The sequence below is a fragment of the Flavobacterium sp. GCM10022190 genome (genome assembly GCF_042656445.1).
Classification (GTDB): domain Bacteria; phylum Bacteroidota; class Bacteroidia; order Flavobacteriales; family Flavobacteriaceae; genus Flavobacterium; species Flavobacterium nitratireducens.
The window spans coordinates 377,317-394,648 of sequence record NZ_JBHSOQ010000002.1 but is presented as its reverse complement, the minus strand read 5'-3'; the positions used below and the strand labels follow the sequence as shown (position 1 = coordinate 394,648).

General features: G+C 33.3%; 13 protein-coding genes. 4 read left to right on the top strand and 9 right to left on the bottom strand.

Annotated elements, in window-relative coordinates; genetic code table 11:
• The first annotated feature begins 3 nt into the window (after positions 1–3).
• Together ACFPTQ_RS08585 and ACFPTQ_RS08580 are read left to right on the top strand one after the other, a co-directional pair.
• Positions 4–789, top strand: a complete 786-nt coding sequence (locus ACFPTQ_RS08585; RefSeq protein WP_379776368.1) for an anti-sigma factor — start codon at positions 4–6, stop codon at positions 787–789.
• Positions 790–891: 102 nt separating this feature from the next.
• Complete coding sequence (locus ACFPTQ_RS08580; protein ID WP_379776366.1) at positions 892–1,836, top strand: tRNA dihydrouridine synthase; 945 nt, start codon at positions 892–894, stop codon at positions 1,834–1,836.
• Between the two features lie 81 nt (positions 1,837–1,917).
• On the opposite strand, the gene ACFPTQ_RS08575 is transcribed toward ACFPTQ_RS08580, so the two are convergent.
• The 5 genes from ACFPTQ_RS08575 to ACFPTQ_RS08555 are packed head-to-tail and all read right to left on the bottom strand — an operon-like array spanning position 1,918 to position 7,806.
• Entirely contained in the window at positions 1,918–2,424 is a 507-nt protein-coding gene (locus ACFPTQ_RS08575) for a hypothetical protein (RefSeq protein WP_379776364.1), read from the bottom strand.
• Positions 2,425–2,445: 21 nt separating this feature from the next.
• Positions 2,446–3,936, bottom strand: coding sequence for an SUMF1/EgtB/PvdO family nonheme iron enzyme (locus ACFPTQ_RS08570; protein ID WP_379776361.1), 1,491 nt, complete (start codon positions 3,934–3,936; stop codon positions 2,446–2,448).
• Between the two features lie 44 nt (positions 3,937–3,980).
• Positions 3,981–6,701 (bottom strand): beta strand repeat-containing protein, encoded by a 2,721-nt coding sequence (locus ACFPTQ_RS08565; protein WP_379776358.1) that lies wholly within the window; start codon positions 6,699–6,701, stop codon positions 3,981–3,983.
• Between the two features lie 8 nt (positions 6,702–6,709).
• Positions 6,710–7,339: a hypothetical protein gene (locus ACFPTQ_RS08560; protein WP_379776356.1), complete on the bottom strand. Its 630-nt coding sequence runs from the start codon at positions 7,337–7,339 to the stop codon at positions 6,710–6,712.
• On the bottom strand, positions 7,336–7,806 hold the full coding sequence (locus ACFPTQ_RS08555; RefSeq protein WP_379776353.1) for a T9SS type A sorting domain-containing protein: 471 nt from the start codon (positions 7,804–7,806) through the stop codon (positions 7,336–7,338). The genes ACFPTQ_RS08560 and ACFPTQ_RS08555 overlap by 4 nt, the downstream gene beginning before the upstream one ends.
• A gap of 787 nt (positions 7,807–8,593) precedes the next feature.
• Here ACFPTQ_RS08555 and ACFPTQ_RS08550 point away from each other — a divergent pair.
• A complete protein-coding gene (locus ACFPTQ_RS08550) occupies positions 8,594–9,226 on the top strand; it encodes a helix-turn-helix domain-containing protein (protein ID WP_379776350.1) in 633 nt (210 codons plus the stop codon).
• 98 nt (positions 9,227–9,324) lie between these two features.
• On the opposite strand, the gene ACFPTQ_RS08545 is transcribed toward ACFPTQ_RS08550, so the two are convergent.
• The 4 genes from ACFPTQ_RS08545 to ACFPTQ_RS08530 form a co-directional block, all read right to left on the bottom strand.
• Entirely contained in the window at positions 9,325–9,873 is a 549-nt protein-coding gene (locus ACFPTQ_RS08545; protein WP_379776348.1) for a chlorite dismutase family protein, read from the bottom strand.
• Positions 9,874–9,975: 102 nt separating this feature from the next.
• Complete coding sequence (locus tag ACFPTQ_RS08540) at positions 9,976–10,782, bottom strand: ABC transporter ATP-binding protein (RefSeq protein ID WP_379776346.1); 807 nt, start codon at positions 10,780–10,782, stop codon at positions 9,976–9,978.
• Positions 10,783–10,864: 82 nt separating this feature from the next.
• Positions 10,865–11,752, bottom strand: coding sequence for a nitrate ABC transporter permease (gene ntrB, locus ACFPTQ_RS08535; RefSeq protein ID WP_379776344.1), 888 nt, complete (start codon positions 11,750–11,752; stop codon positions 10,865–10,867).
• Positions 11,753–11,867: 115 nt separating this feature from the next.
• Positions 11,868–13,100, bottom strand: coding sequence for a CmpA/NrtA family ABC transporter substrate-binding protein (locus ACFPTQ_RS08530; protein WP_379776342.1), 1,233 nt, complete (start codon positions 13,098–13,100; stop codon positions 11,868–11,870).
• A 670-nt stretch (positions 13,101–13,770) separates the two neighbouring features.
• On the opposite strand from ACFPTQ_RS08530, the gene ACFPTQ_RS08525 reads away from it, so the two are divergent.
• Positions 13,771–17,289 (top strand): molybdopterin-dependent oxidoreductase, encoded by a 3,519-nt coding sequence (locus ACFPTQ_RS08525; RefSeq protein WP_379776340.1) that lies wholly within the window; start codon positions 13,771–13,773, stop codon positions 17,287–17,289.
• The last annotated feature ends 43 nt before the right edge of the window (positions 17,290–17,332 follow it).

Here is a 17,332-nt window from a genome sequence, read left to right as displayed (position 1 = left end):
ACGATGGAAACGAAAGAATATATAGAATCAGGTATATTAGAACTTTATGTTTATGGTTCATTATCAGAAACCGAAAGTGAAGAGGTTGCTGAAATGGCTAAAAAATATCCTGAAATTAATGCCGAAATTATAGCAATCGAAAAATCAATGTTGGCCTTATCGTCTAGCTTTGCTCCTTTTCAATCGGTTAAAAATTATGCTGCTATAAAAGAAAAACTAAACTTGAGCGCCCCTGAAGTTATCACCATGAGTCCTAAAAGAAATTGGTCTCAATACATCGGTTGGGCAGCTGCTATTATACTCTTAGCTGGAATTGGTTTTCAATACAATCAATTAGAACTTACTAATAATCAAATAGTAACTACCAACTTAGAAAAAGTAAAAATCGAAAAAGAACGTAACGAATTAGCAACTAAAAAAGCCGCTATCGAAACTCATTTGGCTGTTATCAAAGACGATAAAAACACCGTAGTTACACTTGGAGGACAAACCGTTTCCCCTGAATCTTCTGCAAAAGTATATTGGAACAAAGAAACGCAAACGGTTTATGTAGATGCTTCTGGATTACCAGAACCTCCAAAAGGAATGGTTTACCAAGTTTGGGCTTTAAAACTAAATCCTCTTACACCTACCAGCATTGGTTTATTGGATAAATTTAAAGACAACAATGAGCGCTTTTTTGCTGTTAGTAATATTGCCGAAGCTGAAGCTTTTGGAATTACACTGGAACCTGCTGGAGGTAGTTTAACGCCTACATTAGAACAATTATACACTTTGGGTAAAGTATAAATTTCTTCAATATTAAATACAAAAAAGACTTTCTATCGAAAGTCTTTTTTGTTTCTTAAAGTTATAGTTTGCATTGATTATATTTGCACAATTATTTTTTTCATGAGCTATACCCTTCTTTCCTCTCCTCTTCAGGGATTTACCGATTATCGTTTTAGAAATGCGCAAAACAAATATTTTGGCGGTATTGATACTTTTTATTCTCCATACATTCGCTTAAACGGAAAACTGGTTGTAAAATCTTCCTACCAACGTGACTTACTTCCTGAGAACAATCAGGATTTAGAAGTTATTCCTCAAATCATTACTAATGATGCGGATGAATTTTTATTTGTTTCGAAATATGTTCAGGAATTAGGATATAAAGAATTGAATTGGAATTTAGGTTGTCCGTATCCAATGGTAACCAAATCTGGCATGGGATCCGGATTGATTTGCCAAACACAAAAAATTGATCATATTCTGGAAAGAGTTCATGCCGAATCGGATATTATTGTTTCGATGAAAATGCGTTTGGGTTATGAAACTCCCGAAGAAATCCTGAATGTTTTACCTCTTTTAGAAAAATACCCGATTAAGAATGTGGCAATTCATGCCCGTATTGGGAAACAATTATACAATGGCGGAGTGAATTTAGATGGTTTCCAGCAATGTGTAGACAATACAAAACTAAAATTGTATTACAACGGCGATATTACCTCGGTAGCACAATTTCAAAAAATGCAGGAACGCTTTCCAACTATTGACAACTGGATGATAGGTCGGGGTTTAATTGCCGATCCATTTTTGCCTTCGATGATAAAAAACAATAGTTCCGAATATCCTTCTAATAAAATGGAATTGTTTAGTGATTTCCATGATACTTTATATGCAGGTTATAGCGAATCCTTATCGGGAGCTACACATATCTTATTGAAGATGCATCACTTATGGGAATATTTTTCAGTGATTTTTGCCAACCCACACAAAGTCCATAAAAAGATAAAAAAAGCGAAAAGTATTCGTAATTATGAGCAGGCTGTGAGAGAGATTATAAAGGAGGGGTAAACATACAACTAGTAAACTATCGGTAAAAAAAGGATAAATGAACTTTCTTATGTTTAGTTCATTTATCCTTTTCTATTTTAATTATTGACAAATGGTTTGAATAACAATACTCTGTTGATCACCATAACCATTACCCCCAAAAAAAATGGATTCAGTTAATGGATTAGTACAAATGGATTGTATAACAAAATTATCTATATTTCCTGACCCTTTCCCACCGTAAAAAATGGATTCAACGACAGGTGTACTACAAACAGATTGTACCAGAACATTATCTTGAGCGCCATATCCTTGACCTCCATAAAATATGGACTCTACAATAACTGGCGAACATATCGATTGAGACAAAACATTATCTTGTGAACCATATCCTTGTCCTCCATAAAATATAGATTCAACAATCAAAGGCGTACAATTATTTTGAATTATTTCTTTTTGATCTGAACCAATTCCTTTCCCTCCAGAATACATAGTGGGAATAATTTTTAACCCACCAGAAAATACCCCTCGCATACTTGGCAAACTAATTTGCGCTTGAAGGTAATTGCAACTAAAATAAAATAAGGTCAATAAGATTATTTTTTTCATGACTTATTAATATTAAGTAATTTAGTAGGATCTTACTCCACGACCTCCTTGATAAAAAGGATAATTATCAAAATTCACCCAATTTCGAGGCGATACACCCATCCATTCTCCTTCCCAGTTTGCTCCTCCTCCCTTTACAATAATTCTATTAGGAATCCATTCTGCCATATCTGTTGAACCATTATTCATTGACTCTCCACTTTCATACAAATTACCATCTCCATTGGCAGTAGTAAAATTTGAATAATCAACACCCCATCCTCCTATACAAGATTCCCATACTCCACCAGTCATGTCTAACACGCCATAATAAGTAGCTCCAGCGTGCAATCTATCAGAACTTGCTGTAGCAAACATACCTGTTCTATAAAAAGTATTATACCCACTATTCGTTGGTCCTAAACCATTTTTTCTATTTTGTTCTGTCGATTTTCCTCTATCTACCACATCAAATTCCCTGAATAAATCGGTCGAACCCCAAGCATATTCATTAGCTGTAGGAGTAACAGGTCCTCTACACACTTTTTCATATTCAAATTCAGTCATAGGACGTATGGCAGCCCAATCTAAAAATGCAAAGAAGTTTTTCATATTCAATGCCACTGGCAAACCTAAACCATCTTCATCTTCGTTATATACACCATCGTTATCAAAGTCATTAGCATATACCGCAGGAGACATTTGTGTTAATGATTGTGCCGGTGTTGCTATCACAATATTCGCAGATCGATTAGAACAAGGCCAACAATGAAATTGAGTACCAGCCGGAGATGTAGGTGGTGTTGTATTCGAATTATAATCACGTTGCATTCTCAATTGTTGTTTGTAAGAAAGTGTGTTTAAAAAAGCAACGTATTGTGCAGCAGTAATTTCATATTTCATGCAATAAAAACGATTATACCCTAGTGGAAATGTTGAAGGTAAATTACCTGCAGAACCTAATGATTGTTTTTGATAATTTGAAGCAGCACCTAAACCATTACTTTGAACAGAAGCGTCGATTAATTTTGGAGCATTAGTACCACCTTCTGAAAAACTACGCATATCTACCCTACCATCACCAATATAAAATTGTCCTTGAGGTATGTTGACCATTTCCATTCCATAAACACCTATATTATCTGCCCCAACAGCTGTTGCCAAAGTTAATGTAACTGTTGCCTCGTTTATATTTCCAATTCCTGGAGCATTTCTTCTTATGAAAACCCCTTTGTTATCAGTAACTAAATCAACCTGAAGTTGAGCCCCTGAAACAGATTGACCAGAAGTTGCTAAATCGGCGTGAATCCAAGGACTTGTGGCACCATTAACACATGATTGCCTTTTAACAAATACCCATACAGCATCCCAATTAGAAGGTCCTGTAGTAACATTCCAGCTATTATCCCATTTAATCGTAAAAGTAACAGAATTTCCGCTTACACTTGGCGTTCCCATTATCAAATTATTTGCAACAGTTCTAGTGTAACTTGCAAAAAGCACAATTAGTATTATCAGTATATTTTTTTTCATAACTATTCTTTTATTAACTTAAAATTTTATCTATTAAACTCAAATTATTGCATATCTCCTGCAGTAACAATAATATCCCCACCTATACTCACAACTGTTGCAATTGCATAATTACCAGCCGTTGCAGTATAATTATTTCTGTTTTTCATCGTTACTCCTAGCCCTCCTGAAATATTAATTTTATTTGCATCATCACTTTTTTGCAAAATCATACAATTAAACCCTCTTGGTAATCCATTAGCAAATGTGATCGTGATAGGACTACTAGGATTACATATTAGTATTTTACTTTTATATTGCTCGACATTATTACTATCAATCGTTAAATCGGAAGTTATCTCATCTGTAATTGCTGCATTAGCCGTTACAGAACCATAAGTATTTACATTACTAATATCTGAATTCCCCAATTGAATAGTATTATTATTTGCTACCGTTGCACCATAACCTATAGCAGTAGCATTCGTTAAAGCGCCATTTGAAACATTTGCGTTACTTCCTATGATTGTATTTTTTGAACCAGTGGTTAAATTTACTCCAGCTCGATAACCTAAAGATGCATTGTCAGTTCCTATCCCCATTTCCATAGTACTTGTACCTACAGCAGTGTTTCTTGATCCTTCTTGAGCATTAGACAAAGCTCTAAATCCTAAAGCTGTATTATCATCTCCTCCACTTCCATTCCCTTGTCTCATCGCATCTTTTCCAATAACAGTATTATTACTTCCTCCAGAAGATGTAAAAGCAAAAGTTCCCATAACTGTATTATTTCTTCCTACCGATGGGGCATATACAAAATTAGCCTGACCAAAATACAAGTTATCTACATTTCCTATAGTACCAATTTTGGCTAATTGTCCATCTCCAGATTTTACATTTAAAGGTTCATTAAAAGTTTTATTTCCTCCAATAGTTTGATGGCTAGATAAATCAACAAACTTTGATGAAGATGCTGCTGAAGTAACAAAAGCAGTAGTTGCTATCTGTGTTGTGTTTGTCCCTTCATCTGCTGTTGGTGCAGTAGGAATACCCGACAAATCAATAGAAGTTGCCAATTTGGAAGAAGTTACACTAGCATCTTTGATTTTATTAGTTTCAACTGCATCATCTACAATCATAGAAGTGATCACTTTATTAGCCCCTATAGCGGTAACTCCCAAATTGTCTATTGTTACATCACCTGAAATAGCTACCTCAGTTGCCTGATTACTATCATTACCAATGTACATTTTTCCATTTTCTAAAGTGTTTATAGAACTAGTAGCATTATCAACATAATCTTTAACCGATTTCACACTTGGGTATTTCGTATCCGAAGCTCCATCGGTGGTAACATTGGTACTTTTATTTGCTACATCTTCTTTCAGTAAGTCGGCAGCGGTTCTGTTGCTTACTTCGGTACCTAAATTAGTAGTTAATGTAGCATCCGCTGCAGTTCTAGCTGTGGTTTCTGCTGTTAAATTGGTTGCAATTGTATTTTCAGCATTAATTGCTCTTGTAATTTCATTAGCTAATGCTGTAGAAGCGGTTGTTGCACTTCCATCTACATAAGTTTTAACTGCTTTTACACTTGGGTATTTCATATCCGAAGTTCCGTCAGTAGTTACATCAGTACTTTTGTTGGCTAGATCTTCTTTTAATAAATCGGCAGCGGTTCTGTTGCTTACTTCGGTAGCTAAATTGGTTGTCAAAGTGGCATCAGCTGCTGTTCTAGCTGTGGTTTCTGCTGTTAAATTGGTTGCAATTATAGTTTCTGCAGCAGTTGCTCTTGTTACTTCATTGGCTAAAGCTGTAGAAGCAGTTGTAGCACTTGCATCAACATAGGTCTTAACCGATTTTACAGTTGGGTATTTTACATCCGAATTTCCGTCGGTGGTTACATCTGTACTTTTGTTAGCAATATCTTCTTTCAGTAAGTCGGCAGCGGTTCTGTTGGTTACTTCAGTAGCTAAATTAGTTGTTAATGTAGCATCTGCTGCTGTTCTGGCAGTTGTTTCTGCTGTTAAATTGTTTGCAATTGTATTTTCAGCATTAGTCGCTCTTGTAACTTCATTAGCTAATGCTGTAGAAGCGGTTGTTGCACTTCCATCTACATAAGTTTTAACTGCTTTTACACTTGGGTATTTTACATCCGAATTTCCGTCGGTGGTTATATCTGTACTTTTGTTAGCAATATCTTCTTTTAGATTTAAAGCCACTTGTGTTGCAACACTAATCGGTTTGTTTGCATCACTTGTATTATCAACATTATTTATCCCTAAATTAGCTCTAGCGCCTAGTACTGTTGTAGCATTAGTTCCTCCATTTTCAATCCCTACAACTCCGGTAACATTCTCTGCATTTACAGCAGTAAAAGCCAATGGAACATAGGTAAATACTTGATTGCTTATTTCAACAAAATTAGAACAAGTCCCTTGAGCATTAATTCCAACTATTAAGCTCTTCTTGGTATTATTCCAAACTATACCATTAAAAGAAGGTGCGTAACCTGCTGTTTGAGTTCCTGAACCTATTACTAGATTAACCATACCAAAAGAATCGGTTTGGGTTTGAATAGTTTCTTGGTATTCAACATTCGAAAATTCATCTACAAACTTAAACTGCAAACAGATATTTTTATTTACTAACGGACTATTTGAATTATTTACCCCCGGAAGTTGCTCTCCTTTAGGATTAAAAATTACTGCTTGATAGGTAATTCCTTTATTTTGTGCAAAAACTTGTGTTGCTACAAAAAATATAAATAATAGTACTATTTTTTTCATATCCTTGATTAATTAATATTGAAATGGATCCCTAATTCGAGTTGGTTTGTATTGTAAGACAAGTGCTCTTTAGATGAGCTTCCTACATTTACTGTTTGAGCAAAATCATAGCCTAAACTCAATCCTCCAAAAGCAGGAATTCGGTACTTAAACTGTAAGCCTAATGATGATTCTAAAAGTATTCCTGAAAATTCTTCTTGTTTCTTCAAATCATAATAAACACCATTGATTTCTTGTTTTCCATAAATCATAGAAGAAATATTCAAATCAGTTTTAACCACTACATCAATAGCATTTTTTTTATTCGTTTTGAATGAAAATAATTGGTATTGCAAACCAGATTGTAAACCAAAATATTGGGTATCCCAACGATAGGAATTGGCCATGTTTCCACCTATAGCATTATAATCATTCAAGGAAAGTCCTAATGAATAATATATTTTTTTATTGGTCAATGGTTTTATCAATCCAATTTCATAAAAACTCCCCGTTCCACTTTGAAGATTAGGATTGCTCTGAAGATTCGAGTCTTTATACTTATACTTGGTGTAATTTTTTCCTGTTTTCAAATAAATTTCCTGGGAAAATAATGTAGTAGTTGTTAAAAAAAACAGACCTAAAAAGTAGTTTTTTATCATAGTTTTACAAGTTTAGTGTAGTAAGTTAGCGTGTTATTTTGAAGTTTAACTAAGTATTCCGATTGAGGTAAATTAGATAGATTTATAGATAAAAGCTGATTTGTTACCTGCTTTTTTTGTTGGTAAACCAAACGACCCGCGATATCAAAAACATAAATGGACATCTCCTCTTTTATAGCTTGCGAGAATTGAAAATTTACAACCTCAGCAAAAGGATTAGGAAACGTTAAAGTTGTAATTTGATTAGTTTCATTTGAAGAAATAATAGTACTCCAATTGCTTTGCTGGAAACCTTGAATAGCGACAACATTCTTATCAGAATTTCCTATAGTGCTTTGTTGCCCTATTGTCTGACTAATAATATAACCGTTAGCTATTTTTTTGGAAGTTCCTTGTGAGGACAACATTTGATGATGCAACACCTGACCATAAAAAGGAAGAGTGATAAAAAACAGTATAAACTTCATAAAATATAATTTTAAAACAAAAATAAAACAAATCTTCATTTTAACGATGTTTTATGCGTTTCGTCGATAAAATTTAAAGCAAATAGTAATGCTTTTTCACTTTTTAGTAAACAAATGTCTATTAAAAATAAAACTATTCTTACTTTATTTTTTAAAAAAAAGACAAAAAAACGTGTAGTTAATCGGGTTTTTTAATCTAAATTTGATTTTTTTAAGAAGATTTAATTCAATATAATTTTTATTAAAGCTATCTAAAAAACAAATGATATTTGATTCCTTATACATCATATCGGGTTTAATTGGCTATATAATTAGTGGAATTCTATTTGCCAATAGAAAATCAAATCCAATAATGAACATTTATATTGTTCTATTAATTTTTGTCATCTCAACACGTTACTTTAGTTATGGAATTCTCAATTTACTATTCAATGTAGAAAGAATACATTATGATAGTTATTCTAACATTTCTTTCGTAGTCATTCCATTATGTTATTTGTATTTTAAGAAGATAACAGCTCTTAAATCATTCGAGAAAAAAGATTTATTACATTTTATCTTCCCAGTTGCATATTTTTTATTAATTTTTGAAATAAACAACTATTTCAAACCATTATTTCTACTTAGATTCGTATTGTATTTAATCTTTGTACTCTTTTTAATAATTTATTTGTACTTAAGTTTCAAAACTTTAAAAAACACTATTTGGAACAAAAAAGGAGAAAATAAATTCACAAAAAAACAATTACGGAAAACCTATCATTGGACAGTCTTTTTGTTCATTGCCATGCTGCTCGTTACTTTGCGATTAACCATTTCTTTATTTGTAGAACTTATAAATGGTGAGGCAATAAGAGGAATGTCTTATCAATGGGTGTCAGCAATCATATGGATGATAATTTTAGTCAAAATAATAGTAACTCCAGAAATTCTTTATGGTTATAAAATTCTAACTGATAAAGTACAGGAAAACAGAAGTTCAAATTTAATTTTTGATGAAATTTGGCAATTGCAACCTATGATTAAAATTAGCAATGTCCAACATCGAGTTTTAAAAGAAAAAATAGATGCTAATCTTCAAAATTACTTCGAAGTCATTGAAAAGACAGCCCTCGAAGATAAAATTTTTAAAGATTCAAAACTCACTCTAACCGATTTAGCGAGTCGAATAAATATTCCTAAAAGTCACTTATCGTATGTTTTTAAATACCACTGTAGTATATCATTTACTGAATTTAAAAATTCAGTACGAATCCATTATGCTATAAAACTTATTAACGAGGGATACCTTAAAAATAATACTTTAGATTCTTTATCAAGAGAAATTGGTTTCACTTCATACAATCCTTTTTTTACAAGTTTTAAAGAAATTATTGGTTTGGCTCCAAATGAATATCTTAATAACATTCAGATTGCTTAAGAAGAAAAAAAAAAAAAAAAAATCAAAACAATAAAGAGATATAATAACAAAGCTCGTTTGATATAAACGAACTTTATTGTTTGATATATATTCTGATATTAAACCTTCATCAACCTAATATCCACCTCCCTCTCAATATAATTCCATTCCTCCGTTTGTCGAAGTTTATAAAGTAATTCTTCAAAAGCTTCTTCATCAGAAGGTGCGTATTCAAACCAGGTTAAAAAATCAAAAGGTTCCCCTATATCCCTGCTATGGAATAATTTTCGAGCAATGGCTGGTAAATATTGTAAACCTGTTTGAGTATGTTTAGAACTTTCTTCCATGATTTTTCTCCTTTCATTCTGGGCCAAATTCCACCAATCAACGAATTTTTTTAAAGGTATAAAAGCGGCATAAGGTGCAGAAGGTCTTCCTAAATCTTCCTGAATAGCAAGCAGTTGCTCTTTTTCTGCTTTTTCTGTATATCTAAGATTACTAATAATTCCTTTCAAAGACCAAATTCCATGTTCTGATTTTTCTAATGATCCAGGTACTTTGTTTAAATATTCTACCATTTGCAGTGGCTCTCCTTTCAAAAGCTGCATATCCCTTAGCTTCCACTCTCCTGAATCTCCTCCAATAAATTCAAATATTGTATTGCTCATTTGATATCGATTTTAAATTATAAAAAAGAAAATTTTCAACGACACTAAAAAATCCCTATCGTACAACTACGATAGGGATTTAAACAAACAAAACAAATTAAACTAATTTTTGTATTTCATTCCCATGTCTTCAATCGAGAAATGATCAGTTAGCAAGTGTAACAATTTATCTCTCAAATCAATATATTCAGGCATTTTTACAATTTCAATTTTGTTTCTTGGTCTTGGCAAATGAACTTCAACAATTTCCTTTATAGTTGAAGACGGACCATTATTTAAAACAATAATTCTATCAGACAAGAATAACGCTTCTTCAATATCATGAGTAATCATCACAATCGTTTTTTCACGATTGTCCAGATTCCATAATTTCAACACTTCTAATTGCATAGATCCTTTAGTCAAGGCATCTAAAGCACCAAAAGGTTCATCCATTAATAAAACACCTGGGTTGATTGCAAAGGCACGAGCAATGGCTACTCTTTGCTTCATTCCTCCAGAAAGTTGTCCTGGTAATTTGTCTTTGTGTTCAAACAAATTTACCATCTTAAGATTTTTTTCCACAATTTCCTGTTTTTCTGCAACAGTCCCTTTTACAACCGAATCGACAACTTGAAACAAGTTTTGATATACCGTTAACCAAGGTAAAAGCGAGTAATTTTGAAAAACAATTCCTCGATCAGGACCAGGTCCTTTAATACTTTCATTATTTAACACAACTGAACCAGCTGTAGGGGTTAACATTCCTGCAATTGCATTCAAGATAGTTGATTTACCACAACCTGAGTGTCCAATAATTGATATGATTTCGCCTTTATTAATGGATAAATTAATATCTCTAACGGCTGTATATTTCCCTTTTGGTGTTGGAAATGAAATTTCCAAATCTTTGATTTCTAAATAACTCATGATCTTCAATTTTAGATTTTTGACTGATGATTTTAGATTTCAGAACTTTAAGCCTTAGCTAAGCTGAACCTCAATCTCTTTATTACGCTTTGTATGCTACTTTACTTTCGATATAGGTGAATAATTTATCAAATAATAATCCAACGACTCCAATGATAATGATAGCCGAAATTACTTTTTCAAGACTTAATGCATTCCAGCTATCCCAAACAAAGAATCCAATTCCTGCACCTCCTGATAACATCTCACCTGCTACAATTACTAACCAAGCCACACTTATACTTAAGCGTAAACCAGTAATAATATGAGGCAAACTAAATGGAATCAAAATTTTTGTTAGGTATCGCATTTTAGAAAAACCAAACGCTTTTGCTACATTTTTATGATCTTGAGGTAAAGACGCAATACCAAAAGAAGTATTAATTAATGTAGACCATAATGAGGTAATAAACACTATAAAAATGGTTGCTAATCCTGTGTCTTTGAATACTACTAAACCAATTGGGAACCATGCTAATGGTGAAACTGGTTTTAAAAGTTGCACAATAGGGTAAAATATTTGTTTACAAATTGTACTCGCCCCCATTAAGATCCCAATAGGAATAGCAACCAAAGAACCTAAAAAGAATCCTAATAATACGGTTTTAATAGAGTTGAACAATTGCAATCCTATTCCTTTGTCGTTAGGTCCATAATCATAAAATGGATCACTTAGCATTTCATATAAAACTGCCAATGTTGCTATAGGAGTTGGCAAAGCACCTTCGGTAAGACTACTTACTAATTCCCATACTCCTCCAAAAATAACCAATCCTAAGATTGCTAAAAAAACTGATTTTGATTTAGTTACTACTTTTTCAATGAATAAACTTAATTTTTCATTTTTGATTTCTACGCTCTGAGATGTTGATTCTACAGCAATATTTGCCTCCTCTAGAGCATCAATTGTTAATGTTTCTCTTTCTGCCATGATTCCTTCTTTTTTAGTTTAACTTAATTGTATTGTTTGTTTCAATTGTTTAGTTATGCTTGATTATTTGTTTTAAAACCCCTCTCAAATGAGAGGGATTCTTAGTTTTTTTTAATTATCTTTTTACAACTTTTAAATATGCTGCTGGATTTGCAGGATTAAAAACTGTTTTATCCATTGTTAATGAAAATGGCTTCATATCATCTGCAGGTACTTTTACTTTCATACTTGCAGCCACTTCTTTGTATAAATCTTGTAGAATTAATTTATCAGCGATGGCTTTATAATTTGGTGCTTCTTTCAAATATCCAAATCTTACAAACTGTGCCATTGCCCAAATAGCGTATGATTTACGAGGAAAGTTAATTGTACCTCCTTTATGAAAAACCATTTGGTCTCCTTTGTAAATTTTTTGTCCCAGTTTACAACCTAAGTTGTATTCTCCATTTAATCTATCTTGAATAACATCGTTATTAGCATTTACATATGGTGCTCTTCCTATGATATCGGCTGTTTTTTTACGATTAGCAGGAACGTCTAACCAAATACAAGCTTCCATTACCGCTTTCATTACTTTTTTAAGATCTTCTTTTCTTTTGGCAGCAAAATCTTTATTTACAACCAATGCTTTTTCTGGATGATCTTTCCATATATCCTGAGAAGCTATTTGAGTAAATCCTACTCCCTGCATAGCTGCTACACCACCCCAAGGCTCTCCTACACAGAATCCATCCATGTTACCCACTTTCATATTTGCAACCATTTGCGGAGGTGGAATAGTGATAATTTTTGAAGTTTTTTGATTCACTCCTGCTAAAGCCAACCAGTTACGCAACCATAAATCGTGCGTTCCTCCAGGGAAAGTCATTGCAAACGTTACTTCTTTTTCGGCTTTTAATTTAGCTGCGACAACTGGTCCAACTTTCGCAACATCTTTAAAACCAACTTTACCACAAAAATCATTTGATAAAGAAATAGCTTGACCATTTGAGTTAAGCATCATCGCTATTTTCATTTCCGATCCTGCTTTTCCTCCCACTCCAGTATAAACTGAGAAAGGCATCGAATACAAACAGTGCGCTCCATCTAATTCTCCTGTTAAGATTTTATCCCTAACATTTGCCCAAGAAGATTCTTTGGTTACAATTACTTCTACACCATATTTTTTAAACAAACCCAATTCTTTGGCCATTACGATAGGTGAACAATCCGTAAGAGGAATAAAACCTAATTTGATAGGATCACCTTGTGCGCTGGTTGTAATTGATGTTAATGAAACTAAGGTTACCAATCCTGCTAGCATCAATCTTGAAAAAAGTTTTGCTATTTTTTGTGTTGTTTTTTTCATATCGATTTTTTTAATGATTTAAACTTACTTATTGAGATTCTTATTTTGTATGAAGCAAATTTACTTAAGTATATTTACTTAAAAACCACCTAAAAACCAATCAAAAACAGTTTTTTATCACAGTTTAATCTAGCACCTAAACATTAAAAAAAACTGCCAAAACACAACATTTATAACTAATCCCTTATTATACATGGATTTTTGACTTCATAAAATACGTAGTTACTGCAACGTATTGTTACTAAAAGAAATTAATGGAATAAAAATTCTTCTCCTAAAATAGATTTCATGTTTGTTTAAACTGAAAACTACATCATCTACAGTAGATTTCACTAGTAGACGGTTTTTAATATCATTACTATATAATATGTAATAAAGTAGCCTTTTCAGTTAGTTAAATTTTGTTTAAAAAAAGTTGATTTTCATTTAAAACTGTACGTTTACCAGATAATATATCTTGATCACAAAAGGGATATTTTTGAATAATCATCGTTTTTCAAAGCAAAAAAAACATTAAAAACAATATTTTGAGTTTCTTTTACTTTTTTGTCAAACTCAAAAAAAAATCCAAAAAAATAAGTACTTATACGTAATTAATACGTACTTTTACATTTTAAATACAAGTATCAAGTTTGAATAAGGAGTTCGCTATAAAAAAACAGAAATGCTAATGCAAAATTCAGAAATCAAAACTACATGTTCCTATTGTGGAGTAGGATGTGGAATAATTGTAAGCAAGGATTCTAGCAATGGAGTTACAGTAAAAGGAGATGTCGATCATCCAGTTAATCGCGGGATGTTGTGTTCTAAAGGAATGAACCTACATTATGTAGCCAACGACATTTCTGATAGAATTCTTTATCCTGAAATGCGTTGGAGCAAATCACACCCTTTGGAGCGTGTCACTTGGGATGAAGGCTTAGATCGAGCCGCAGCCGTATTCTCTTCTATTATAAAAAAGCACGGACCTGATAGTGTGGGCTTTTATATCTCAGGACAATGCTTAACCGAAGAATATTATCTCGTTAATAAATTGGTCAAAGGTTTTCTAAAAACCAATAATATTGATACTAATTCTCGCTTGTGTATGAGTTCGGCCGTTGCAGGCTATAAAAAAACATTTGGAGAAGATTCGGTACCTATCTCCTATGAAGATATTGAATTAGCAGATACCTTCTTGATAACGGGTGCTAATCCTGCTTGGTGTCACCCCATCCTATTTAGACGTTTAGAACAACATAAAGAGAAAAATCCAAACGTTAAGGTAATTGTTATTGATCCTAGAAAAACAGATACCGCTTTATCAGCTGATTTACATTTGCAAATTTTACCAGGGAGCGATATTATCTTATACCATGCATTAGCAAAAAGAATTATCGAAAAAGGCTATGCTGATATTGATTTCATCAAAAAACATACTGAAAATTTTGAAGCATATAAGGATTTAGTACTCTCTACTTCATTAGAAAAAGCAACTCAATTGTGTGGTATTTCAATAAAAGAAATTGATCAAGCCGTAGATTTAATAGGTAAAGCCCAAGGATTCCTTACCTTATGGGCAATGGGATTGAATCAAAGTGCCGTTGGTGTTGATAAGAATACTGCTTTGCTTAACATTTCTTTACTAACAGGACATGTGGGCAAACCGGGTTCAGGACCATTTTCATTAACTGGACAACCCAACGCTATGGGTGGTCGTGAAGTGGGTGGAATGGCAAATTTACTTGCCGTTCATAAAGAATTAGCCAACCCTGAACACCGACAAGAAGTTGCTGATTTTTGGGGAGTAGATTCCATTTCCGAAAAACCAGGACTAACAGCTACCGAAATGTTTGCCGCTTTAGAATCAGGAAAAATGAAAGCCGTTTGGATTATTTGTACCAATCCAATGGTAAGTTTACCTAATTCCAGACAAGCCGAAAGAGCATTGAAAAATGCTAAATTTGTTGTGGTTCAAGAGATATCACACAATGCCGATACGGCTAAATTTGCCGACTTACTGCTTCCTGCTGCGGGATGGTTAGAAAAAGAAGGAACTATGACCAATTCGGAAAGAAGAATTTCCTATCTCCCAAAAGGAATAAACCCTCCTGGTGAAGCGCTTCCTGACTTTGAAATCCTTATCCGATTTGCCAAAAAAATGGGATTTACAGGTTTTAATTTCAATACTACCGAAGATGTCTATAAGGAATATTCACAAATGACGAAAAATACGCATATTGATGTTTCTTACCTTAATTATAATCGATTAAAACAAGAAGGAACTTTTCAATGGCCTGTCCCAGATTATGGACATCCTGGTACTCCTCGCCTTTTTACCGATAAAAAATTCTATACGCCTTCTCAAAAAGCCATTTTCAATTTACCTACAACAATTGAAAACACCTCTGTAGAACCTGACGACAACTTCCCTCTTATTCTTACTACAGGTCGCATCAGAGACCAATGGCACACCATGACTAAGACTGGGAAAGTTTCTCGTTTACTATCTCATATTCCTAGTCCTTATCTTGAAATCAATCCAATAGATGCCTTCAAAACAGGTATTGAAAATGGAGATGTTGCAGTGGTTAATAGCCGAAATGGAGAAGTAAGAATTAAGGTTAAAGTAACAGATACCATTAAAGAAGGAGTCGTATTTTTACCTATGCATTGGGGTAAACAATTAGAAAACGATCTAAATAGAACTAACAATCTAACAAATACTCTTGTAGATCCTGTTTCTAAAGAACCTGATTTTAAGTATACCGCAGTAGCTGTAAAAAAATACGAAAAACCATTTCAAAAAATAGCTATCGTAGGGGCTGGAGCGGCTTCTTTCCGATTCATCCAAAACTACAGAGAACTAAACACAACCGATGAGATTATTGTTTTCTCTAACGAGGCCAATCCTTTTTACAACCGTGTACTGTTACCTGAATATGTAACCAACGAATTGTCTTGGGAAAATTTATTAAAAATTAGAACGGATGATGGCTTAAGTAAACTAAATATAAAATTAAAAGCTGCTGTGAGTATTGATAATGTAGATACTATCAACAAAACAATCACAGACAGTCAAGACGAAACCCATACTTTTGACCGTTTAATTCTGGCAACAGGTAGTCGTCCATTTATTCCAGAAAATGCACAATTACATTTACCTGGTCGTTTTACGATGCGCAGAAAAGACGATGCCGATAAATTGAAAAACTATTTGGATCAAACCAATTTAGCCCCAGAAGATCAACATGTAGTCATTGTGGGTGGTGGATTATTAGGTTTAGAATTAGCGGCAGCTCTAAAACATAAAAAAGTAAAAATAACCATCATTCAAAGAGCTTCCCGATTGATGGAACGTCAATTAGATCAAATCTCTTGTAAATTATTAGCTGAAGAAGTACAACTTCGAGATATCCAAATTTATTTTGATAACGAAGTAAGTACTGTTTTTGAGTCCGATTTTCCAAACGAGTTAGAAATAGCACTTAAAAGTGGTAGAATACTAACCGCTAATGCCATTGTATATGCCATTGGAACAATTCCTAATATTGAAATTGCTAAAGAAGCTGGTATTGTTTGTGGACGAGGTGTAAAAGTAAATCAATACCTTCAATCTTCTAATCCGGATGTTTTTGCTATTGGAGAAATTGCCGAGTTTGAAGGCAAATTATTCGGAATTACCTCTGCTGCCGAAGAACAAGCCGATATATTAGCGAATTATTTTGCTGGTGACATTAGTAGTTTTTACAAAGGATCTGTTTTAATGAATATTCTTAAATTAGAGGATATTAATCTTTGTAGCATTGGCGATATTAATATTCCTGAAAATGACGACAGCTACGAAGAAATTGTTTTCGCTGATTTGAAAAAACGATATTATAAAAAATGTATCGTTAAAGACGATTTATTAGTAGGGGCTATTTTAATGGGTGACAAAAGTGAATTTGCCGAATTCAAAACCATGATTGAAAGCAAAATTGAACTGTCTGACAAAAGAAACCAACTGCTAAGAGGAAGTAACGCTAGTGCAAAACCCGTAATAGGTAAACTTGTTTGTTCTTGTAGCCAAGTTGGTGTAGGAAACATTGAAGAAGCAATCAAATCAGGAACAACCAACTTCACCGAATTATGTAAATCTACAGGTGCAGGTCTTGGATGTGGTAGCTGTAAAACAGAAGTAAAAGAGATTTTAGCAAAGTGTAAATAAGTTTGTTGTTTATTGTTTATCGTTCATTGTTCTGAACCACAAA